Annotated in this window: 17 protein-coding genes; 12 read left to right on the top strand and 5 right to left on the bottom strand. The window is 61.3% G+C overall.

The genetic code is table 11. The features are described from left to right. Positions 1–54: 54 nt before the first annotated feature. Both V3388_RS08035 and V3388_RS08030 read right to left on the bottom strand, forming a co-directional pair. Entirely contained in the window at positions 55–1,008 is a 954-nt protein-coding gene (locus V3388_RS08035; protein ID WP_336367005.1) for a GGDEF domain-containing protein, read from the bottom strand. A 1-nt stretch (position 1,009) separates the two neighbouring features. Beyond that, positions 1,010–2,038 (bottom strand): response regulator, encoded by a 1,029-nt coding sequence (locus tag V3388_RS08030; protein WP_336367004.1) that lies wholly within the window; start codon positions 2,036–2,038, stop codon positions 1,010–1,012. 252 nt (positions 2,039–2,290) lie between these two features. Here V3388_RS08030 and V3388_RS08025 point away from each other — a divergent pair, with 252 nt between their 5' ends. Together V3388_RS08025 and sbcB are read left to right on the top strand one after the other, a co-directional pair. Continuing rightward, positions 2,291–3,178: a hypothetical protein gene (locus tag V3388_RS08025; RefSeq protein WP_336367003.1), complete on the top strand. Its 888-nt coding sequence runs from the start codon at positions 2,291–2,293 to the stop codon at positions 3,176–3,178. A gap of 47 nt (positions 3,179–3,225) precedes the next feature. Then, complete coding sequence (gene sbcB / locus V3388_RS08020) at positions 3,226–4,674, top strand: exodeoxyribonuclease I (protein WP_336367002.1); 1,449 nt, start codon at positions 3,226–3,228, stop codon at positions 4,672–4,674. Positions 4,675–4,921: 247 nt separating this feature from the next. Here the strand turns inward: sbcB and V3388_RS08015 are convergent, their stop codons facing one another. The 3 genes from V3388_RS08015 to V3388_RS08005 form a co-directional block, all read right to left on the bottom strand. Continuing rightward, entirely contained in the window at positions 4,922–5,560 is a 639-nt protein-coding gene (locus tag V3388_RS08015) for a transposase (protein WP_336367001.1), read from the bottom strand. A 222-nt stretch (positions 5,561–5,782) separates the two neighbouring features. After that, the gene (locus V3388_RS08010; protein ID WP_336367000.1) at positions 5,783–7,786 is read right to left on the bottom strand and encodes a hypothetical protein; all 2,004 of its coding nucleotides are present in this window, start codon (positions 7,784–7,786) and stop codon (positions 5,783–5,785) included. A gap of 37 nt (positions 7,787–7,823) precedes the next feature. Next, complete coding sequence (locus V3388_RS08005) at positions 7,824–9,332, bottom strand: flagellin N-terminal helical domain-containing protein (protein WP_336366999.1); 1,509 nt, start codon at positions 9,330–9,332, stop codon at positions 7,824–7,826. A 396-nt stretch (positions 9,333–9,728) separates the two neighbouring features. Here V3388_RS08005 and V3388_RS08000 point away from each other — a divergent pair, with 396 nt between their 5' ends. From V3388_RS08000 to V3388_RS07955, 10 genes are all read left to right on the top strand, one after another. Next, positions 9,729–10,781, top strand: coding sequence for a DegT/DnrJ/EryC1/StrS family aminotransferase (locus V3388_RS08000; protein WP_336367302.1), 1,053 nt, complete (start codon positions 9,729–9,731; stop codon positions 10,779–10,781). Continuing rightward, entirely contained in the window at positions 10,782–11,498 is a 717-nt protein-coding gene (locus V3388_RS07995) for a WbqC family protein (RefSeq protein WP_336366998.1), read from the top strand. Beyond that, positions 11,495–12,181: a class I SAM-dependent methyltransferase gene (locus V3388_RS07990; protein WP_336366997.1), complete on the top strand. Its 687-nt coding sequence runs from the start codon at positions 11,495–11,497 to the stop codon at positions 12,179–12,181. Before V3388_RS07995 ends, V3388_RS07990 begins: the two co-directional genes overlap by 4 nt. After that, a complete protein-coding gene (locus tag V3388_RS07985) occupies positions 12,178–12,999 on the top strand; it encodes a sulfotransferase (RefSeq protein ID WP_336366996.1) in 822 nt (273 codons plus the stop codon). The genes V3388_RS07990 and V3388_RS07985 overlap by 4 nt, the downstream gene beginning before the upstream one ends. Beyond that, positions 12,996–16,625, top strand: coding sequence for a glycosyltransferase (locus V3388_RS07980; protein WP_336366995.1), 3,630 nt, complete (start codon positions 12,996–12,998; stop codon positions 16,623–16,625). Before V3388_RS07985 ends, V3388_RS07980 begins: the two co-directional genes overlap by 4 nt. A 157-nt stretch (positions 16,626–16,782) precedes the next feature. Beyond that, positions 16,783–18,270, top strand: a complete 1,488-nt coding sequence (locus V3388_RS07975; protein ID WP_336366994.1) for a flagellin N-terminal helical domain-containing protein — start codon at positions 16,783–16,785, stop codon at positions 18,268–18,270. Between the two features lie 71 nt (positions 18,271–18,341). After that, a complete protein-coding gene (locus V3388_RS07970) occupies positions 18,342–18,752 on the top strand; it encodes a flagellar protein FlaG (RefSeq protein WP_336366993.1) in 411 nt (136 codons plus the stop codon). Between the two features lie 178 nt (positions 18,753–18,930). Further along, a complete protein-coding gene (gene fliD, locus V3388_RS07965; protein ID WP_336366992.1) occupies positions 18,931–20,904 on the top strand; it encodes a flagellar filament capping protein FliD in 1,974 nt (657 codons plus the stop codon). Between the two features lie 40 nt (positions 20,905–20,944). Further along, positions 20,945–21,343, top strand: a complete 399-nt coding sequence (gene fliS / locus V3388_RS07960; RefSeq protein ID WP_336366991.1) for a flagellar export chaperone FliS — start codon at positions 20,945–20,947, stop codon at positions 21,341–21,343. Positions 21,344–21,616: 273 nt separating this feature from the next. Beyond that, positions 21,617–22,828, top strand: coding sequence for an argininosuccinate synthase (locus V3388_RS07955; RefSeq protein WP_336366990.1), 1,212 nt, complete (start codon positions 21,617–21,619; stop codon positions 22,826–22,828). Positions 22,829–22,929: the final 101 nt, after the last annotated feature.

Genomic DNA, 22,929 nt, shown 5'->3' with positions numbered 1-22,929 from the left:
TCCGGGCTATAGATTGTGAAAAAGGGGTCAGATGAGTTTCATCTGACCCCGACTTCAAGCAATAACCACCCGGTTCCGCCCCGCCTCTTTCGCCGCATATAATGCCTCATCGGCTCGTTGCAGCCACTGCATGTAGTTTTCAGGCGCGTCATTTAACTGCGCGACACCCATGCTGATGGTGTACCGCACTTCGCCGTTGCTGGTATCCACCAGGCTTTGTTCAATGGTTTCCCGTATGCGCTCACAGATTACCCGTGCGCCTTCAGCGTCTGTCTCCGGCAGGATGATGCCGAACTCCTCACCGCCATAGCGGCCGGCTTTGTCAGACTGGCGAATGGCGTCCTTGGTCACCCGGGCGGTGTGGCGGATCACCTCGTCCCCGGCCAAATGGCCGAGGGTGTCATTAATGGGCTTGAAGTGGTCAATATCGAACATCACCAGGCTGGTGAGATGGCCGTAGCGGCGAAACCGCTCGTACTCCGCGTCCACCAGGTTTTCCCAGGTGCCCCGGTTGAGCAGGCCGGTCAGGCGATCGGTCATGCTGAGTTTTTCCAACTGCTCGTTGGCCCGTTCCAGGGCCCGCCGGCTGGTGGCGATGTCGGTGACGTCGTACACCATCAGGCACACTTTATCGACATCCCCGGTCGGCGCGGTCAGCGGTGTGATGGTGAGGCTCTGGAACATGTACTCCTCGATGCCGGTGATGGGCCGCGTGTTCCGGAATTTGAACAGGTAGGGGCGTTGTTCCCAGGAAATGAACGCCCGGGTGTTCAGCAACGCAACCGCATCCACTTTTCGCTTGAGCCAGGCTTCGGGAATGTCCGGGAAGACGTCAAACAGCGATTTGCCCTGAATCTGGGTGGCGGTGATGCCGCTGTGGTTTTCCATGAACCCGTTCCAGGTATGTACTCGGAAATCCAGGTCCAGAACCACCAGGCCCACTTCGACCGATTCGAGCATATCCACGAGCCAGTGAAAGGCGCCGGGGTCGATGTTGTTCAGGGTCATGTCAGTCCACCAGGTAGCGCAGGCGTTGTTCCAGGAAGGGCAGGGAGGTTTCCGTCAGCAGGATCAGCATATCGCATTCGATGTCCTGGTTTTCCAGCGCGTAGCTGATTTCCAGGCAGAGCAGCTGTTCGTCGCGGGATCGATGATGTTCCAGTAAATCCGTGATGTGGCGATGTTGGCCCAGGACCTGCGGGTGAGAGAGGCCGAGACGGATGTCGAGCTGGTCGCCCAGGCCTTTGAGGAAGGCGCCGAACAGGATGCTGGACATGTCCATGAGCACTTCGACGTTGACGGTATCGTCGGTCGGGTTGTCGTAGTGGAGCATTTCTGCCATTCGCTGGAAGCTGGTGTCTGCAAACAGCAGCAGGGCTTCACCGGCAATCCCTGCGCCCGTAAAGCCTTGGCAGACCGCAGAGTAGGTGTCGCTGTCCCCGGCGGCGGAAATGGCCATATGCAGCTCAGAATTGGCGATGAAAGCCACCCGCGGAATGGGCTGGCGGACGAAGATGCCGAGCAACCGGGCCAGCAAATCGGACGATCGGCCCATGGCAACGTTCGAGATTTCTTGCAGATAGTCGCTCAGGGAAACCGAGATATCCGGGGTCCTGACGCTATCGGTGGTCAGTGACTTGTCCCGCAGGGCGGTGTTCTCAAGCTCACCGGGGCGGTAAACGCCATATTGGTCCAGCAGCCGAAGAACAATCGCGGTATCGGTGGGCTTGCGTATGAAATCAATGGCGCCGAGTTTGCGCACCCGGGCACGGGCTTCGGGCTGGATGTCGCCGGAGACCACGATGGTCAGCACCGGCAGGTCTTCCGCGCGAATGCATTCCAGCACTTCATAGCCGTCCACCACGGGCATGTTCAGGTCGAGAAAGAGCAGGTCGGCCGTTCCCGCCCGGAGCTGTTCGAGCGCTTCCTGGCCGTTGGTGGCGAACGAGACAGCGCCCTGGAGTGCCTGCGGCAGGGCTCTGGCCATCTGTTTTCTGGCAAGGGAAGAATCGTCGCAAATCAGGATGCGGGTGGTCATTGCTACAGCCGTGGAGGGGTGGCAATTAAAACCGCCATTGTACCACCGGTATGGTTTGTATACATATTAAATGCGAGTTTCTCATCAATTTGTAACCAGCCTGAACGAATTGTTGCCGTTTGTGAACGCCCTCACTCAATTGGCCCATTTGCCTCCGATATAGTGGCGTTGAAGCAAAACCCGACAGAGATCGGGGTAGAGAGCCGGGCGTCGAAACAAGGCTCCGAATAACCAACATCAGAGACACACAACATGAGAATGACTGCGTACGGATACGCTGCCCTCGCCGTGTTCTGCCTGGGCAGCGCGCCCCATGCCCAGGCTGAGATGAAAGCCATGACCGACCAGGCCATGGGCGAAGTCACAGGCCAGGGCTTTATGGACGTGGAAACCATCCCTGGTGTGGATCACCAGTTCACCCGGCTGACGCTGGGGATGGATGTGGAAACCCGCGTCAACATTGACGATCTTCAGGTGGGCCAGATCAACGGCGGCACCGATTTCTCCGCCGCCCATTTTGCTATGGGCCACATCGCCCGGGAAGACGGCGTGCAATACAACGGCCAGACATACTCTGCCGGCGACGTCGTGCCGTTTGAAGCGGTGCAGCCGTATCTGGAGCTGGCGGAGAACCCCACCGATGGCAAGCTGTCCGGCTTCCGTATGGGTTTCCAGCAGGCTCGCGGCTCTGTCTCGTCGGTAACGTCCAGTTTCAGCGGCAACATCGGCGTGCAGCTGGTGGACGATGCCGGCGTGGCGCACGATGCCACCCTGTTTGACGCCGCCAGCCAGGCCACAAACTACCGGGCCGGTTACATCGGCATAAACGATGGCAGTGTGGCTGCGGACTGCAGCACCGGCATCAACTGCGCGCCCCTGAGCCACCTGCAGTCGCTGGTCGTGGGCTCCGATAACGGCGACGGCACCACCGGATTTACTAACGATTTCTTTATCGGTTTCCAGCGCGAAGGCGTCAATTGGCAAAGCCCGGACGGCACGGGCGCAACCATTAACGCCGGTCAGGGTGTGTTCATTAATCTGCCCAGCAGTATGAAGATTAATATGAGCCAGCTTGCCGGCCCGGACGGCATTGCCCGCCTGCAGACCCAGCGGGTGGATCTGGGGACGAAACTGTTTTGAGTGGTACACTCCTGCCTGATTAATTGACTACTGGCAGGAGTGGCCCCTTGATCCGGTCTTTCTATTGGCACGACTACGAAACCTTCGGCGTGGACCCGATTCACGACCGCCCGTCCCAGTTTGCCGGCGTGCGCACCGACGCGGATCTGAACATCATCGAAGACCCCCTCGTGATCTACTGCAAGCCGGCGGATGATTACCTGCCGTCGCCGGAAGCCTGCCTGATTACCGGTATTACCCCTCAGAAGGCTCTGGAAGACGGCTTCCCGGAAGCCGAATTCATCGCCCAGATCAACGAGGCATTCAGCCAGCCGGGCACCTGCGTGGTGGGCTACAACAGCCTGCGGTTCGACGACGAAGTAACCCGTCACACCCTGTACCGCAATCTGCGAGACCCCTATGGCCGTGAGTGGCAGAACGGCAATTCCCGGTGGGACATTATTGACATGGTGCGGCTGACCTACGCCCTGCGGCCCGACGGCATCGAATGGCCGAAAAAGGAGGACGGTAGCCCGAGTTTCCGGCTGGAGGAGCTCACCAAGGCCAATGGCATCGCCCACGAGAGCGCCCACGATGCCATGTCCGACGTGTTGGCCACCATCGCGGTGGCGAAGCTGATCAAGGAGAAACAGCCTAAATTGTTCGAGTTTGTGCTCAACAACAAGGACAAGCACTCTGCCCGCCAGATGCTCGATACCGCCGCCATGAAGCCGGTGTTCCACATTTCCGCCAAGTATCCGGCCACCCGAGGCTGCTGCGCACTGGTGGCGCCGGTGGCCGAGCACCCGACCAACAAGAACCTGGTGGTGGTGTACGACCTTCGGGACGACCCGACTGAGCTGCTGAAGGCAACGCCGGACCAGATCCGGGAGCGGGTGTTTACCGCCCAGGCGGACCTGGAGGCGGGCGTCAGCCGGTTTCCGTTAAAAGGCGTGCAACTGAACAAGTGCCCGGTGCTGGCGCCCGCCAACATGCTCTCCACCCTCACACCCGAACGCCTGGCCGATCTGGCCCTGGACGGCGATACCCTGCGGGCGAATCTCGCGAAGCTTCGCAGCGACCCGGGCCTGCCCCAACGTATTGCCGAGGCCTTCGGCCAGGACGGCCCCGCCGGCGACCTGACCGATCCGGACGAGCAGCTCTACACCGGTGGTTTCATGAGCCGGACCGACCGGGAAAAACTTGACTGGCTGCTGGCTCAGCCCGTTGACAGTCTGGGCGAGCAGGAAGTGCGATTTGATGACACGCGCCTGCCGGAGATGCTGTTTCGCTACCGCGCCCGGAATTACCCGGCAACACTGGATGGGGAAGAGATGGAGCGGTGGGAGCAATTCCGCGCCGAGCGCCTGATGCACCCCAAGAAAGGTTGGCGATCGCTTGAGGCCTATGGCCAGGAGCTCCAGCGCCTCGCGGCCGACCCGAACCTGACCCCGGAACGCCAGCATATCCTGGAGGATCTGCATTTGTACGGTGAGTCGCTGATTCCGTATATGTGAGAACGGGGCGGGAAAGGGGTCAGATGAAATTCATCTGACCCCAAAGGTCCAGCTCCATACTCACCGGCGTAAATCGGGGTCAGATGAAACTCATCTGGCCCCAGAGGTCCAGCTCCGGACTCACCGGCGTAAATCGGGGTCAGATGAAACTCATCTGACCCCAGAGGTTCAACGCCAGACTTACCTTCGTACACCGGGGTCAGATGAGTTTCATCTGACCCCTGCCTTTTACATCTGCCCCCTGCTTTTACTCCTCCCCAAACTTTCGGCGGAATGCCTCATCCCCGAGCGGCTTACCATTCTTGATGCTCTTGCGGATCCGGTCTTCCACATCTTCCGGCAGAGGGAGATTGAACAGCTGCCGGTAGCGACGTTTACGTTCAGACGGGCTTTTCGCCAGGGACTGGTAGACCTCATGGGGCTGGTGCATCGGATTTTGCTGGCCGAGGGCGTGGCACTGGTAGCTGGTCCACCAGTAGTCTTCCGGGTTCTTGACCATGCCGGCTTTCACCGGGTTCAGCTCAATGTAGCGCTGGCAGCTCAGCAGGTAGTTTTCTGAATCGATCACGCATGACCGAAAACGACCTTCCCAAAGGCCACCGGTACGGTCGTGACGGCGGTTGAAAAACCGTACGTAGCGCCGGCCGATGGACTGCATGAAATCCGACACCCCTGTTTCATCGGACGGGGTAACCAGCAGATGCACGTGATTCGTCATTAACGCCCAGGCATGAATGGCAACGGCGTGCTCTTCGCTGTACCGCTTTAACAGGCCGGAGAAAAACGCGAAATCGCCACGGCCACCGAAGATCGCCTGCCGATTGTTGCCGCGCTGGATAATGTGTTGGGGAACGCCTGGGGGGCAGAGCCGTCCTGGTCTGGGCATGGCATCACAGTCCTTGTGACGTTAAGTGAGTTTCGAAAACGAGCGAGGACTATACCATGGTTTGTTGGTGTTGGGGTCATGTTGGCGTTGGGGTCAGATGAGCTTCATCTGACCCCGGGAACAGGCGTAGAGCTTGGGGTCAGATGAATGTCATCTGACCCCGCTTTGCGAACCTGGAGGCTGGACCTGGGGTCAGATGAAGCTCATCTGACCCCGTTTTACTTACCGGCGCCGAACGAAGTACACGCTGAGATTCTGCCCCATCAGGCTCTGAACCTCACTCCCTAGCGCCTCAGCCTGGATCTGGCGCTGTACCGGCGCGGTGGCAAGGCTGTGGCCGTCCTCGTCACGGGCCTTGATCAGCTTCCATTCCACTTCATTGCTGACCAGAGCCATCAAGTCACGGAGTTGGGCGGGATCCTGCGGGCAGAACCAGCGGTCGCGGCAACCGCCGAGGCTGTAGAAATCGTTATCGCTCAGCAGGGCCGTCCAGAGTGCATCCTGCCGGTTGGCAAGGACCATGCGGCGCAGCTGGCGCAGCGTTGCCCGTGTGGGTGCCAGGGAGTGATCGGTAATCAGCTGCCGGATTTGCCGGTCGCCGTCAGTCTGTTCCGCCATGGCCGTGTGCATGTGCACGACTGCGCCGGCGCAGGCGGCGCTGTTAATCAGGGCCGCGAGAGAGAGCCCCGTCATGGCGGGGGAGGGCAGCCGACCGACTTCCACCCAGTGAACCTGATGGCCGTCCGCCACGAAGCGTTGGGCAATGGACCAGGGCCAGAACACGATGTTGTCCAGGCCAAGCTCCCCGGCCATGCGGGTGGCTTTGGCAATGTTGGCCAGGGACTCGTCCACGGCAATTACTTCAACATCCTCGAGGTAGCGGGCCAACTCCAGGGCTCGCTGGCCGGACTGGGCTCCGCAGACCATCAAACGGAGGGTGTCCGGCAGGCGCCCGGAGGCCAGGCCCAGCTCCTGCTCCATCACGGCGTGCAGGCTCGATTCGTTGTGGTAGGCCAACTGGCTCCATACCGGCCAGGCCTGGGGAACATCGGTCTTGGCCAGGCACAGTTCGTCGGCTTTCTCCTCGAAGTTCTGTTTCACCGCTTCTTCCGCTGCCCGGTGATAGAAGCTGGCCGCCATCATGGGCTGCATGGCCGCCGGCCAGTCAGACAGGTCCCAGCGGCCGAGCTGGGTGGCAAAGGGCTGGTGAAACAGCGCCCCGTAGAGCGCGCTGATCATCAGCGAGCCGACCAGGGAGTCCAGGTCTTCGGCGAGGGCGAACTGCGCGCTGAGGCTGTCGTTAATGGCGTCAACCAGCCGTTCTTCATCGTCTTCCGCGGCCAGGGCGTAACCGGTGCGGTCCGCATACTCGGCTATCGCCAGGCACAAGGGTTGCAACTCGTCCCGCAGGGTGGTGGTGTGAGCCACCTCCGCCACAATGGCCCGGCGAAGCAGGGCCACCAGCTCTTCCACTTCGGGGCTGGACATCAACGTCCGTCGCAGGGCGAGGATCAGCAACTCGTCATCGGCGGCCGCATCCAGGAAAACCTCGGCGCTTGGGTTTATCAGATCGTACTGCTGGGTCAGGATAGCGGCGACAAACCCGCCGATGTCCTGATGGGGCAGGCCGTCCTGGCGGAGCAGGGCGATGGCATCGGCCGCCAGCTCTGTGTCCGCCTGGTGCACCTTCAGGTGCTGGGCGCAGGTGAGCATGCCGGAGTACACCGACGGCCACTCGGCGCCGGTGCGCAGCAGTTTGCGATAGTGCAGGTAGGCCACATCAAACTGCCCCTGCTGGCGCTTGGCGTGAGCAACGCCGCAGAAAGCGGCGGCGGATTGCCGGTCGCACTCCAGGGCCTGAAGGAAATAGGCTTCCGCCAGAGACGGCCGCTCGGATTTCAAAGCCCAGTAGCCGAGGTTGCAGTATTGCTGGCTCTGCCCCGGCTGGCTGTTCAGGCTGGCGTTGAACAGCGCGTGGGCCCGCTCCAGCTCGCCATCATCCAGCTCGACCCGGCCAAGCAGGCCCAGGGCCTGTGCGCTGCCCGGCTCCTCCGTGAGCGCCCGGGTCAGGTACTCCCGGCACTCCTGGCGGGCCTTGAGGCGCTGCACGTAGCTCAGCTCCTGGCTGTTGGATTCGCCGTAGGCCAGGTTGGCCTGCAGTACCAGCCGCGCAACCTGGGCCTGGGCCTGCCGGGACTGTTCTGCCGTTTGATGGTGTGCGTGCATGATGACCTCGTCAGCCGCCTGGGTTTAGAGTAGTGGGTTAGCCTTGCAGCAGCTGAAGCACCTGCTGCGGCCGGGCATTTGCCTGGGCCAGGACCGATAGGCCGGCCTGCTGCAGAACCTGGGTTCTGGCCAGGTTGGCGGATTCTGCGGCAAAGTCTGCGTCCTGGATCCGTGAGCGGGCCGCCGACAGGTTCTCGGACGTGGTGCTCAGGTTGGCAATGGTTGATTGCAGGCGGTTCTGAACCGCACCCAGATCGGCCCGGATGCCGTTGATCGTTTCCAGCGCGGAGTCGATCACCCTCAGGGCACTGCTGGCACCTTCGAAGCTGCTGATATCCACGTCGGCAATGGTTTCCGGCGTTGACCCGATGGCGGTGTTCGCCGCCACATTCAGAATGCTGCCTGCCGCGGCATCAGCTGTTGACGTGATGGCAAAGGACTGCGCCGAGTCGAAGGTAATCTCACCGGAGGTCCTGGCGCTGTCGGTGCTGCCAGACGTCAACTGGATGGCCGACGTATCGGCCGAGCCCTGGAAGTTGACGGTGGTGCCGGCACCCGCGTTTGAGGTAAAGCCTTCGATGGTGATGTCTCGACCGGTCTCCTCGATCAGCGTGATCTTGCCGTTGTCCACTTCGGCGGTGATGCCGGTTTTGCCGGACGCGGCGTTGATCTCACGGGCCAGCGGCTCTAGATCGTTGACGTCGGAGATCTGGGCGGAAATGGTCGCCGAGCTGGAGCCACCGCTGGACAGCTTGAGCGAGACCGTGCCGCTGGCCGCCAGGCCATCCAGGGTTGCCGTGGTTCGGGCCGTGGCGGTCACGCCGGTGGTTTCCGCCTGCTTGTTGATTTCGGCGGCAATATCACCGGCCGTGGCGCCAGAGGCCGTGATGGACACGGTCTTTGAGTCCAGCGAGCTGGCGATGGTGATGTCCTGGGGTGCCAGGCCGTTCAACGCCGGCGCCGAGCCGCTGGCCGGCCCGATGGCAGACCCGGTGCCCTGGCCGGATACCGCGTTACTGGCGGTGATCGTGTTGTTGGCCAGACTGTCGATGCGAGAGCCGGTGATCGAAACCGAAATGGTCTGGTTCTCGTTGGCCCCGGCCTGGAATTTCTGCGCCTGGAACGTGCCGTCTAGCAGTTTGAGCCCGTTGAACTCGGTGGTGGTCGCAATCCGCTCCAGCTCCTGTTTAAGCTGGTTCACCTCGGACTGAAGCGCCTTTCGATCAGACGCGGAGTTGGTGGCGTTGGCCGCCTGCACGGACAGCTCCCGCATCCGCTGGAGAATATTGCCGGATTCACCCAGGGCCCCCTCAGCGACCTGCGCCAGAGACACGCCGTCGTTAGAGTTTCTGACCGCCTGATTGATGCCCTTGATCTGGGAGGTAAAGCGCTCTGCGATGGCGAGGCCCGCGGCGTCGTCTTTCGCCGAGTTAATACGAAGGCCAGAGGACAGGCGTTGCAACGTAGTGTTGGCGTCGGACTGAGACGCGTTGAGATTCCGCTGAGCGTTCAGCGAAGCAATGTTGGTATTAATGATCTGAGGCATAGCTGTTCTCCCTACCATGCAGAGTCGCCGGTACTCTGAGTCCACCCGAGAAAGGATGCCCCGCCGGCGGTTCAAATTGAGGTGCCGCTGGGTTGCACAAAGCGAAGGGCGTGCCATGATCTTTGGAATGTTTTAATAAACAATGAGCTAGGCGGACTTTTTCGGCGTTTGGTGTTCGTCGGTGATGGGTCGAAACCGGCGAATGGGCAAAAAAACGGCAGACCGTTGCCGGTTATTTGGCGCGGTCTGGCGAGCGTTCAGAGTTATGATGCTAGGATGTGTTCAGACTGAAGAGCGCGTCGGTGGAGAGAAAAGACGTTGACCAATAAGAGCGATAAAGCCCGTTACGAAGACATTACCGTCACGCGCCCGGTGCTCCCGGAACTCGGTGACCTCATGCCGATGCTGGAGGCCATCTGGCAGAGTGGGCGGTTGACCAACGGTGGCCAGTTCCACGCTGAGCTGGAGCGCCAGCTCTGCAGTCACCTGGGCGTGAAGCACCTGTCCCTGTTTGCCAACGGCACCCTGGCCCTGGTCACGGCCCTCCAGGCGTTGCGGGTGACGGGCGAGGTCATCACCACGCCCTATTCGTTCGTGGCAACGTCCCACTCCCTGATCTGGAACAAACTCAAGCCGGTGTTCGTGGATATTGAGCCGGGATCGTTCAATCTGGATCCTGCGGCGATTGAGGCAGCAATATCACCCGAAACCACAGCCATCCTCCCGGTCCATTGCTACGGCGTGCCTGCGAATACCGCGGAAATCCAGCGGATTGCCGACATCTATGGGCTGAGCGTGATTTATGACGCAGCCCATGCCTTCGGCGTCGAGGCCAATGGCGAGAGTCTGCTGAACGCCGGAGACCTCTCGGTGCTCAGCTTTCACGCCACCAAGATCTTCAACACGTTTGAGGGTGGGGCGCTTGTCTGCCCGGATCTGAAGACCAAGCGCCGGATCGATTACCTCAAGAATTTCGGGTTTGCGGATGAGGTGACCGTCGTGGCGCCGGGCATCAACGGGAAGATGAACGAGTTCCAGGCGGCGGTTGGCCTCCTCCAGTTACCCAATATGCCGCGGGTGATTGCCGACCGACAGCGCTGGTATCGCCGCTATGGTGAGCTCCTGTCAACGTTGGAGGGATTGGAGCTGATGCCGGAGCCCGACGGGGTATCCTGGAACTATGCCTACTGCCCCGTCCTGGTCCGCCCCACGTTTCCCTGCTCAAGGGACGAGCTCTACGATCGCTTCCGGCGCGCCAACATCCTGGCGAGGCGCTATTTCTATCCGCTGATCACGGACTTTCCGATGTATCGGCAGGCACGCCAGTTGCCGCTGCCCAATGCCCGGCAAGCGGCGGAACAGATTCTGTGTCTGCCCCTGTACCCCGACCTGTCGGAACAGGATTTTCTGCGCATTTCGGACGTTCTCACGTCGGCGGCGGGGCGCTGAATGACGACGCTGGGCGCCATGCAGCCGTACTTTTTCCCCTACATCGGGTACTTCCAGCTCATGGCCAGCGTGGATACCTGGGTCTTTTTTGATCGTATCCAGTTTGTGAACAAGGGGTGGGTCAATCGAAACCGGATCCTGCATCCGGACCCTGCGAAAGAGTGGCAGTTCATGACGGTCCCGCTGGCCGGGAAAAGCCGCTTCGATGCCATTAATGACATTGCCATCGCCCAGGCGGATTGGCGCGGCCGCATTCGGGGCCAACTTTCGTTTCTCAAAAGGCGCGCGCCCTGTTTTGCCGAGGCAATGGACGTGTTTGATCATTGCGTGGACGTTGAAACGGAGAATCTGTCCGTCCTTGTGTGCGAGACGTTGCGTCGAATGGCTGGGGTTCTGGATCTTGCGCCTGAGTGGGTGACCCTCAGCGGCGCCGATCTGCCGCTTGGAGACGTCGAGCACGCCGGACAATGGGCGCTGCGCCTTGCCGAGGCTCTGGGCGCGACCCGGTACCTGAATCCAGCCGGCGGCGCGGCTCTGTTTCGGCAAGAGGAGTTCGACGCTTCGGGCATTGAGCTGGCCTTCCACGAGCCTTTGCTGACGCCTTACGAACAGGGCCACCGCCCGTTCGTGCCGGGCCTCTCGATTCTGGACGTGCTGCTGTGGAACGGCGTCAGCGATACCCGGCGTATGGTGCAACAGGGAGTATTCTCAGCGTGAGTACCGATGACTACTATTCAAGACGCGTCCGCGAGAGCCGCAACCCGCTCTGGCAAGTGGGCAAGACGGTCAACGGCGAACCCGTATCGGAAGCCCAAATCGACCTGATCGTGGAGCAGATCTCGACGCTGCTGTCCCTTACGCCATCGGATTGTGTTCTGGATATTGGGGCGGGTAATGGGTTACTGACGCGTCGGGTCGCCCGGCGTTGCCGGCAGGTGACCGGCATTGAACGCAACGCCGATCTGGTCCGGGAAGCGGAAGCGTCTTCGGCGGGTGAGCGGATTGCCTACATCTGCGGATCGCTGATGACGCAGGACTGGCAGCGCCTGGCGTTCTCCAAGGTCTATCTGTATGAAGTGGCACAACACCTTTCCTATTCAGACATGGCGGCCTTCCTGGCGCGGTTGTCCGTAGCGCTGCCGCCCGGCGGGCGCGTCCTGATTGGCGGTGTTCCGAACGCGCTGGAACAATGGTCGTTCTACGGTGAAGGGCAGCGCCTGAGGCAGTATCTGGCTGCACTGGCCGACGGCGCCGACGTGATGGGGACCTGGTTCCATCCGCAGTTCTTTAATGAGGTTGCCCGGTCCCTGGGCCTGGTCTGCCGCATTCACGCGCAACCCGAGGCGCTCTATACCCAGGGATATCGTTTTGACTGCGTACTGGAGAAGCCTGAAGCATGAAAACGGTGATTGTGACTGGTATGCCTAGGTCGGGTACCAGCTGGCTCGGGCAGATCGTTAACAGCGATCCGGCAGTGGCCTTTCGTACCGAACCGTTGTTTGCCTATCGCTTCAAGAATCGTTTGCACCCGGACGACTCTGACCAGGCGATCTCGGCCTTCCTGACGGACCTGCTGGCGGCGGACGACGACGATTTCCTGATGCAGCGTCACCTGGTGGCGTCCGGAGCCTATCCGGCGTTCACCAAGACCGCGCCGTCCGTGCTGGCCTACAAGACGTCCCGGCACCATGAATTGCTGGAGCGCTTTCTGACGTCGTCGCTGGATATCCACATCGTGGGTATCGTGCGGCACCCCTGCGCCGCGATGAATTCCTGGATTCACTCCCACCGAGAGTTTGCCAAGAAGGGATGCGAGATTGACAAGGACTGGCGCAGCGGGGCCTGCCGCAAAGACGGTGTGGGTGAATACTGGGGCTTTGACGACTGGCTCGCGGTGACGGAGCGTTTCGTGGAGCTGGCCGACGCCTACCCGGAGCGGTTTACGCTGGTTCACTATGCGCAATTACTTCAGGCATCGGTGGCGACCTCCCAATGGATCTTCGAGCGTGCTGGACTCCAGTGGACGGCGCAGACCAGGGGGTTTCTGGAGACGGCGAACGAGCACCATCACGACGACCCCTACGCGGTGTTCAAAGATCGGTCGGTCAGCGATCGCTGGCGGGACGAGCTTGATCCAGTGCTGGCAAATACCATTATCCGGGAGACCCGCGAACGGGGCCTCGACCAATTTCTTGACGATACTGATTTCGACCTATGACTCTCTCAACCTCCAACGCTGACCGCGCTCGCGTTCGCGTCAGTTATCTTGTGCCTGCGTTCAAGCCGGATTTTCTGCTCGAAGCGCTGCAGTCGATTGAGCACCAGGGCGTTACCGACGCTGAAATCATCGTAGGTGACGACTCGCCGGACGACGAAGTGCAGAAGGTTGTTGAGCGATTCACAAAAACAACGTCGCTGCCGGTCCGCTATGAGCGGAACAACCCGCAGTGCGGCGGCCTGATCAATATGCATCGTTGCTTTGAGCGGGCAAAGGGCACCTACCTCCGGTTTGTGAACGACGACGATCTGCTCCTGCCAGGCTCGACCGCCCGGATGGTGGCCGTCCTGGAGGCCAACGACGACATCGGCCTGGTGACCGGTCGGCGCCGGTTGATCGACGACAAGGGCGAGACCTTGCCGGACATCCTGGCCACGCACTGCCCGTTCGACGAAGACGCGCTCGTTCATGGCCAGGACCTGCTTCGGTTCTGGTCCCGGTTCCCGATCAATTTCGTGGGGGAGCCGACGAGTGTGTTGCTCCGCGCTGAGCCTCTGCGGGCCTGCTGGCCCCATATGAGCGCCCTCGGTAACCGCATGGTCAATTCCGTGAACGACCTGGCCCTGTTTGTGAATGCCCTCGGTAATCATCGGCACCTGGCCTACCTGTCAGACGCCCAGTCCTGTTTCCGGACCCACGCCGGCCAGGCCCAGAGACAGGCAACGGCGAACGTCGTGGGCGATTACGGCCGCTCGGTGTTCCTGGCCCAGTTGGACCGGCTGGGCGTTGAGCCTCTGCCGCTGGACGGGCGGGTGCGGGTGAGGCGACTCGGGGACGACGGTGCTTTTGGCCAGTTTCCCCTGATGGAGCACCTGCTGACGGTGGGCCAGATTGACCCGCAAGCACTCTCGGTGTTCGCGCTGGATGAGGCCCGCCAGGTTTCCCGGGAGCGGGGATACCCCATCGCCCTTGGCCATTGGCTGGCCAGCCGCATTCCGGGCCCCGCCGATCGTCAGGCAAAAGCGTCGCAAACCGGGCCCGTCATACACTGTTGCATCTGGGATCGTTCTCCAGGGGATCAGCGACTGGCGCTGGCCGTCAGTGCCCTCAGGATCACACGGCACATTGTGCCGACCCTGCGCGGAATCGTGATCACCGAGGACGTCAGCCGGTACCCGGAGGCGTACTTCCGCGATGTTCTGATGGTGCAGGCTGCGCCGGGGGACGTACCGGAGGTTCTGACGCAACTGGCGAGTGAGCACCCGGGCTGGCTGATGCTGATGGACAGCTGGGATGAACTGAATCCCCAAGGGGTCTGGCGGCTGGCACAGGAATTGTCGGAGGCCCCGGACACCTGCCATGCGGTTTACGGCGATGGGTTGGTCCGCGAGGGTGGTTTTATCGGTGGCGGCGCGTTCCGCCCCGACTTCAATCTCGACATGCTGCTGAGCAATCCCGGGGCGCTGGCGCGCCACTGGCTGTTTCGGACCAACGCGGTGACGGAGCTGTCCGGGTTTGATTCCAGCTATCCGATGGCGTTCGAGCTCGATTTTGCGCTCCGCTTGCTGGAGGCAGCGGGCTTTGGTGCCTTCGGCCACGTGCCGGAGCCACTGGTGATCAGCGAGCCCGGTCGCCCGGTGCGAGACCTGGGGCAGGAGCAGCGGGTCATTGAGTCCCACCTTGAACGGCGGGGTTACCAGGCCGATGTCGAACCCAATCCGGGGTTGGGCACCTTTCGGGTCCGGTACAATCACAATGCGACACCGCTGGTGTCAATCATCATCCCCACCAAGGACCAGTTGCCCCTGCTGCAGACCTGTGTGGAGTCCTTGCTGGAAAAGACCCGATATCCGAACGTTGAACTGTTGATTGTGGACAACAACAGCCAGACCGCCGAGGCGCGGGCCTGGCTGGCCGGCCTTGAAAACATGGGCCTCGACCATGTGCGGGTGCTCCGGTACACCAAACCATTCAATTACTCGGCCATCAACAATGAGGCCGCCCGCCAGGCACGAGGGGAATACCTGGTCCTGCTGAACAACGATACGGGCGTGCTCCGTGGCGACTGGTTGGATGCGCTGCTCAATCACGCGTTGCGGCCTGAGGTGGGGATTGTCGGTGCAAAGCTGCTGTTTCCGTCCGGACGGGTTCAGCATGGCGGCGTGATTCTCGGGCTGAGAGGGCCCGCGGAACACGCCTTCGTTGACCAGTCCCCGGAGGCGCCGGGCTACATGAACCGCCTGCAGGTGGACCAGAACTACAGCGCGGTCACCGCCGCCTGCCTGATGGTCCGGGCATCGTTGTACCAGGAGCTCGGTGGCCTGGATGAGGACGCCTTCAGTGTGTCCTACAACGACGTCGATTTCTGCCTGCGGGTTCGCGAGGCGGGCTATCTCGTGGTCTGGACGCCGCACTCTCTGGTCATGCATGTGGCCAACGCCAGCCAGAATACGGTGGATGAGACGGCGCTGACGCAGAAGCGGGTGCGTTTCGAAGGCGAGCAGGATCGCATCTACGAGCGTTGGCTGCCGGTTATTGCCAATGACCCGGCGTACAATCCAAACCTGACCCTGGTGGGCCAGGGCTTTGAGGTGGAGCAGCGGATCGACCTCACCTGGCGGCCGGCTGCGGGCAATGGCCGGCCATCCGTGGTCTGCTATCCGGCGGATCCCTGGGGCTGCGGGCACTACCGGATGATCAAACCCTACGAGGCCATGGTCGCCGACGGGCAAGTGGCCGGAATACTGGCGCGGGAGCCACTCACCTTGCCGGAGCTGGCGCGGATGAATCCGGATGTGGTGGTTGTCCAGCGGCAGGTCACGGACGATCAGATTGCCGAGATGCGTCGTATCCGCGAGCTGGCCCGCACACCCCTCGTCTATGAACTGGACGATTACCTCCCCAACCTTCCGATGAAGAGTGCCTATCGCGATGCCATGCCCAGGGACATCCTCAAATCCCTGCGGAGGGCGGTTCGCCACGTCGACCGGTTTGTGGTCTCCACGGCGCCGCTGGCTGAGGCGCTTGAGGGCATGCATCCGGATATCCGAGTGGTGGAGAACCGGCTGCCGGTGGACTGGTGGGGTGGGGTCAGCAGCCTACGCCAGCGTGGCGCGCGCCCCAGAGTGGGATGGGCCGGAGGTATGGGGCATACGGGCGATCTGGAGCTGATTGCGGACGTGGTCCGAGACCTGGCGGATGAGGTTGAGTGGGTGTTTTTTGGCATGTGTCCGGAATCTCTTCGGCCCTTCGTCGCTGAGTATCACGATGGTATCGATATCCAGGATTACCCCCGAAAGCTGGCCTCGCTGAATCTGGACCTGGCCCTGGCGCCGCTCGAAGACAACCTGTTCAACCGCTGCAAGAGCAACCTTCGCTTGCTGGAGTACGGCGTGTGCGGGTATCCGGTCATCTGCAGTGACGTGTTGCCCTATCGTCGGGCGGGGTTACCGGTGACCCGGGTCAAGAACCGCTATAAGGATTGGATGGACGCCATTCGCGAGCGGCTTGCGAATCTGGACGATCTTGCCCGGGAAGGAGATGGCCTTCAGCAGGCCGTGCGGGCCGATTGGATGCTCGAAGGACAGGCACTGGCGGACTGGAGAAAAGCCTGGACCGGGCGCTGAATTCAACGTTTTACATTCATTTACAAAAAAAGTGCCCAGCTCCTTAAAGTTGGTCGGGGTAGCGCCGTTAAACGGAACAGTAGGGCGGCGCACCCAACTCTCAGGAAGGGCGCCAGACCACTTCTAGAGAAAACCAAATTGTTCAAGGAGAAGCATCATGGCTCTCGGTATCAACACCAACGTGGCGTCACTGTCCGCCCAGAACCAGCTGAATAAGTCCCAGAAGCTGTCCAACCAGGCACTTGAGCGGCTGTCCTCTGGCCTGCGCATCAATTCCGCCAAGGATGATGCCGCTGGTCTGGCGATCTCCAACCGCTTCGAGGCCCAGATTCGTGGCCTGAACCAGGCAACCCGCAACGCCAACGATGGCATCTCCCTGGCGCAAACCGCTGAGGGTGCGCTGGGTGAAGGCAGCAACATTCTGCAGCGGGTGCGTGAACTGGCGGTTCAGTCTGCCAACGCCTCCAACAGCTCGTCTGACCGTCAGGCGCTGCAGGACGAAGTGAACCAGCTGGTTTCCGAGCTGGATCGCATCGCTACCACCACCAACTTCAACGGCCAGAAGCTGTTCGACGGTACCTTCGGGACCGCCCAGTTCCAGGTCGGTGCCAACGCCAACGAGACCATCTCGGCGTCCACCACCAACCTGCGAACCAGCAGCTTCGGTAACAACCAGGTACTGGCCAGCGGCGCGGCTGCCGGTACAGCCGCATCCGGCGGCGCTGCCGTCAACGGCGTAACCTCCGGTTCCGTTGCCATCAACGGCTACCTGGGTTCAGAGACCATCAGCATCGCCGCCAATGCTGAAGCCAACGACATCGCCAGCGACATCAACTCCAAAACCGGCAGCACCGGCGTCACCGCCACGGCCCGTACGGAAGTGGATCTGGCGTTCGCAGCCTCCGGCAGCTACACCCTGAATCTGTCCGGCGAGAACGACACCGCTCAGTCCATCTCGTTCACCATTGATGCAACCAGTGGCCAGGACTCTCTGTCCGCCGCCGTGGCCGCCATCAATGACCAGTCTGCCAAGACCGGCATCACCGCCGAAGTCTCCGAAGACGGCGCTTCCGTGGTCCTGCGCAACGAGACGGGTAAAGACATCACCGTGGGCGACACTGGCGTGCAGAACGCCGGCAACGTCAGCGTCACCAAGCAGTCCCGCGATGCCACTGGTGCGCTGGTGGACGCAGGCTCGGCCTCAACGCTGACCGCGGACACCACGGCGGAAGACGTGGCGGTGAGTGGTTACATCCAGCTGGATTCTGACCGCTCCTTCGCGGTTGACGTGACCGGCTCCAACGCCTTCGCCGACAAAGGCTCCGAGCTGCGCAGCGTCGCTGACCTGGACATCACGTCCTTCGACAGCGCCACCCAGGCCCTGAAGACCGTCGACGCCGCCCTGAGCACCATCAGCTCCCAGCGCGCGAAGTTCGGTGCGATCCAGAGCCGGTTTGAGAGCACCATCTCCAACCTGGAGTCCACCAGCACCAACCTGAGCGCTGCTCAGAGCCGGATCCTGGATGCGGACTTCGCGGCGGAAACGGCGAAGCTGGCCAAGTCCCAGGTGCTGCAGCAGGCCGGTATTTCGGTCCTGGCCCAGGCGAATGCCCGGCCGCAGCAGGTCCTGTCCCTCCTGCAGTAAGGGGCAACGCGGTAACAGCCGGGGCCTTCGGGTCCCGGCTTTCCGCCGTTACAGGGTAGCGAGGTAACGCTATGAATGACGTTAACCTGAACAGCCCGGATCTGCGGCTCGTGAAGAGTGCAGCGCCGGCCAAGGCACTGTCGTCATCTCCTGCGCAGGCATCGCCTGTTGCATCAGCTCAGGTCGGGGGCGCCAACGTTGTGTCGCCTCGCCCCGTGTCTGAAGCCCAGAAGCTGGAAACGCAGGCCGAGGATCAGCGCAAGCAGCTCGACCAGGCGGTCTCCCAGCTCAACGACTTTGTCCAGAATGTTCAGCGGGATCTGCAGTTTGAGGTCGATAATGAACTGGGGCAAACCGTCGTCAAGGTGGTGGATCAGCAGACTCAGGAAGTTATCCGTCAGATTCCCGATGAGGTGGCCTTGAGACTGGCAAAGAAATTGCAGCAGGATGAACCGCTGACGTTGTTTAACGCCAAAGTTTGACGCCTGACTGGGCGCCAGGGCGTGATACAACGGCCTTTCAGCACCGCTACGCTTCTGGCGTAGCGGTGTTTTTGCTTACATACTGTTACAGGTTTCGTGGTCTGCGGGGGCAAAGTTTTGCCGCTCCCGGCCGATAACAGGAACAGACAGTTGGCTCACTCCACGTGGAGGACACACCATGGCGGGCATATCATCACTGGGCATTGGATCGGGGGTTCTGACATCAGACCTCGTCGACCAGCTGGTGGCTGCAGAGCGCAAGCCTGCGCAGAGCCGTCTGGATCTGCGGTCCAAAACCAACGAAGCCCTGATTTCCGCCTACGGCACACTTCGCAGCGCCGTCACAGACCTGCGCTTGCCGCTACGGCAGCTCAGTGCGCCGGATAATCTGAAGGCGTTTTCCGCCACATCATCCAACGAGTCCGTCAGCGTCACCGTTGACAGCGCCAAGGCCAGCCGCGGCAACTACACGGTGAATGTGATTGATCTTGCCCAGTCGCAATCCCTCGCGTCCGCCACGTTCGCAGACAAAGACGCGACCTCCATCGGCACAGGCTCGCTCACCATCACATCCGGCGACTCGACCAAGACGCTCACCATCGACGGGACGAACAACACGCTCCAGGGGCTGGCCGAGGCCATAAATGACGCCAACGTTGGCGTCACCGCCGGCGTTGTGGACACCGGTAGCGGCTACCGGCTGGTCATGTCCTCGGAAAAGACCGGCACGGCCAACGCCATTTCCGTGACCGTGGCCGATGACGACGGCGTGAACACCGATGCCAGCGGGCTGTCCCAATTTGCGTTCGACGGTACGACCCAGAATCTTCAGGAAACGGTTGCAGCAAAAGACGCCAAAGTGGACGTCAATGGCATCACCATTACCCGGCCTACCAACACCATCGACAACGTGATTGACGGCCTGAGTTTCGACGTCACCGAAGCAGGGGTTTCGTCGGTGATCAAGGTCGAGCAGGATTTCGGAGCGGTGGCGGATCGTGTGTCTGCCTTCGTCGACAAATTCAACAACCTCCAGGCCACCATCAAAGGGCTGGCGGGCTACAACGCGGAAACCGGGCAGGGGGGTATCCTGTCCGGCGACTCGGCGGTTCGGGCTATCCAGTCTCAGTTGCGCGGTGTGCTGACGCGGGTCGTTCCGGGCCTGGAAAATGCGAGCATCCGGACCCTGGCCGATGTGGGGATCACCACCGACTACAAGACCGGCGGGTTGAGCTTCGACAGTGCCAAGTTTGAAAAGGCGCTGAAGTCGGACCCGGACAGCGTGACCGCGCTTTTTGCCGAACAGGGCAAGGCGACCGACGCGGACCTTCAGTTTCTCGGGGGCAGTTCCGATACCCAGGCCGGCAGCTACAAGGTGCGGATCACGCAGGCGGCCACCCAGGGCGGGGTCAAGGGCGATACCGCCCTCGGCGCAGGCGTCACCATCGATGCCACCAACGATCAGTTGGAACTGACCGTGGACGGCAGCACCACGGTTAACCTGTCGCTGACCCAGCAAACCTACGCCACGGCCCAAGACCTGGTGGATGAGATCCAGAACCAGTTGAACGCCGCCACCGCCCTGAATGCGGCGGGACAGTCCGTCAAGGTCAGCCTGGACAGCGGCGGCGTACTCCAGTTTACCTCGGGCAGTTACGGTAGTCGGTCCAACGTCAGCGTCATGTCCGTGGAAAACGGGGCATCTCTTGGTCTGTCAGTGAAAACCGGCACTCTGGGCAAGGACGTGGCCGGCACGGTCAATGGCCAACTCGCCAAAGGCGACGGCCAGGAACTGACCGTGACCGGCCCCGGCGACGCCAAGGGCATCCGCCTCCGGATTGCCGGGGCTGCGACCGGAGATCGCGGGGTCATCAACTTCATCGAAGGGGTGGGCGAGCGCGCGGTCAACCTGGTCACCAGCCTGGTCGGCCCGGATGGCGTGATCGAGGCGAAGACAGACCGCATCAGTAAAGATGCGGAACGCATTCAGGAAGAGCAGTCCAGGCTGGATGACCGGATACAGGCTTACCGTGAACGGCTGGTATCGCAGTTCACCGCGGCCGATTCGCTGATCTCCCAGCTCAACAGCACCCAGAGTTACGTGAGCCAGCAGCTGGCGGCGTTGGCGCCGCAGAACAACCAGAAGAAGTGACGGCCCGGTCGTCTCTTCGAACGAAAACGTGAGGTCTTTTATGAATGGGTTACAGGCTTACCAGCGCGTCAACACCCAGACAAGTATCACCGATGCCGATCCGCACAAGCTGATCCAGCTGCTCTATGCGGGCGCGCTCGAGCGCATCAACATGGCCAAGGCACGCATGCAGGCGAACGACGTTGAAGGCAAAGGCCGGCTGATCTCCAAGAGCATCGAGATCATTGGTGGCCTCCGGAGTTTCCTTAACTTTGAACAGGGCGGCGACCTGGCCGTCAGGCTGGAAGGCCTGTACGACTACATGGAGCGCACGCTGTTCGAGGCCAACGTGAAGAACGACGCCAGCAAGCTGGATGAGGTTGCCACGTTGCTCCGCTCCATTAAGGACGGCTGGGATGGCATCCGTGAAGAGGTGGTCAGCCAGCAGCACGCGGGCTGACGCAAGCCGGAGGCTGCCTGGGGTCAGATGAAACTCATCTGACCCCGTTGTCATGTCACCCCCCCCAGCCCTGGGGTCAGATGAGTCTCATCTGCCCCCTAGCTCATGCCCAAGCCCCGGCCCTGGGGTCAGATGAACGCTTTCATCTGACCCCTATCCAAACCTGACCCCTATCCAAACCCCGAGCCCACTCAATAGCCAATCCCACCGCCGTCCCGTACAATAAGCGCCCTTATTTCCACACATCCATTCGGTCCAGTCTGGAGCAAGGGCATGTCTGATATCAAAAAGGTGGTGCTGGCCTATTCTGGTGGCCTCGACACATCCGTCATCGTGCGGTGGCTGCAGGACACCTACAACTGTGAGGTGGTGACCTTCACCGCCGACATTGGCCAGGGCGAAGAAGTCGAGCCGGCGCGGGCGAAAGCCAAGGCGCTGGGCGTCAAGGAAATCTTCATTGAGGACTTGCGCGAGGAGTTCGTGCGCGACTACGTGTTCCCGATGTTCCGCGCCAACACCATCTACGAGGGCGAGTACCTGCTCGGCACCTCCATTGCCCGCCCGCTGATCGCCAAGCGCCTGGTGGAAATTGCCAACGAGACCGGCGCGGATGCCATTTCCCACGGCGCCACCGGCAAGGGCAACGATCAGGTGCGGTTCGAGCTGGGCGCCTACGCTCTGAAGCCGGGCGTGAAGGTGATTGCCCCCTGGCGTGAGTGGGACTTGAACTCCCGCGAAAAGCTGCTGGCTTACTGTGATGAGCGCAACATCCCGGTGGAGAAGAAGAAGGGCAAGAGCCCGTACTCCATGGACGCCAACCTGCTGCATATCTCCTACGAGGGCATCAACCTCGAAGATCCCTGGGCGGAAGCCGAGGACGACATGTGGCGCTGGAGCGTGTCTCCGGAAGCCGCTCCGGACAAGCCGACCTACGTGGAACTGACCTACAAGAAGGGCGACATCGTTGCCATCGACGGTCAGGACATGAAGCCCCACGAGGTGCTGGAAACCCTGAACAAGCTGGCCGGCGCCAACGGAATTGGTCGCCTGGACATTGTCGAGAACCGCTACGTGGGCATGAAGTCCCGCGGTTGCTACGAGACCCCGGGCGGCACCATCATGCTGCGGGCCCACCGCGCCATCGAGTCCATCACTCTGGACCGTGAAGTGGCCCACCTCAAAGACAGCCTGATGCCGCGCTACGCCGAGGTTATTTATAACGGCTACTGGTGGTCGCCGGAGCGTGAAGCCCTGCAGGCGCTGATCGATCAGACCCAGACCTACGTGAACGGCACCGTTCGCCTGAAGCTGTACAAGGGCAACGTTGATGTGGTCGGCCGCAAGTCCGCCGATTCCCTGTTCGACGAGAAGATCGCGACCTTTGAGGAAGACCAGGGCGCGTACAATCAGAAGGACGCGGAAGGCTTTATCAAGCTCAACGCCCTGCGGCTTCGGATTGCCGCCGGCAAGGGCCGCAAGCTCTGATTGCGTGTTGAAGTTGGGGGCAGATGAGTCTCATCTGACCCCGATTTCGAAGCTGGGGTCAGATGACAATTGGGGTCACGGTAAAGCTGGGGTCAGATGAG

Origin of the sequence: Marinobacter sp. C2H3 (genome assembly GCF_037080155.1) — a bacterium.
GTDB lineage: Bacteria > Pseudomonadota > Gammaproteobacteria > Pseudomonadales > Oleiphilaceae > Marinobacter.
This window is presented reverse-complemented; position numbering and strand designations above follow the sequence as displayed.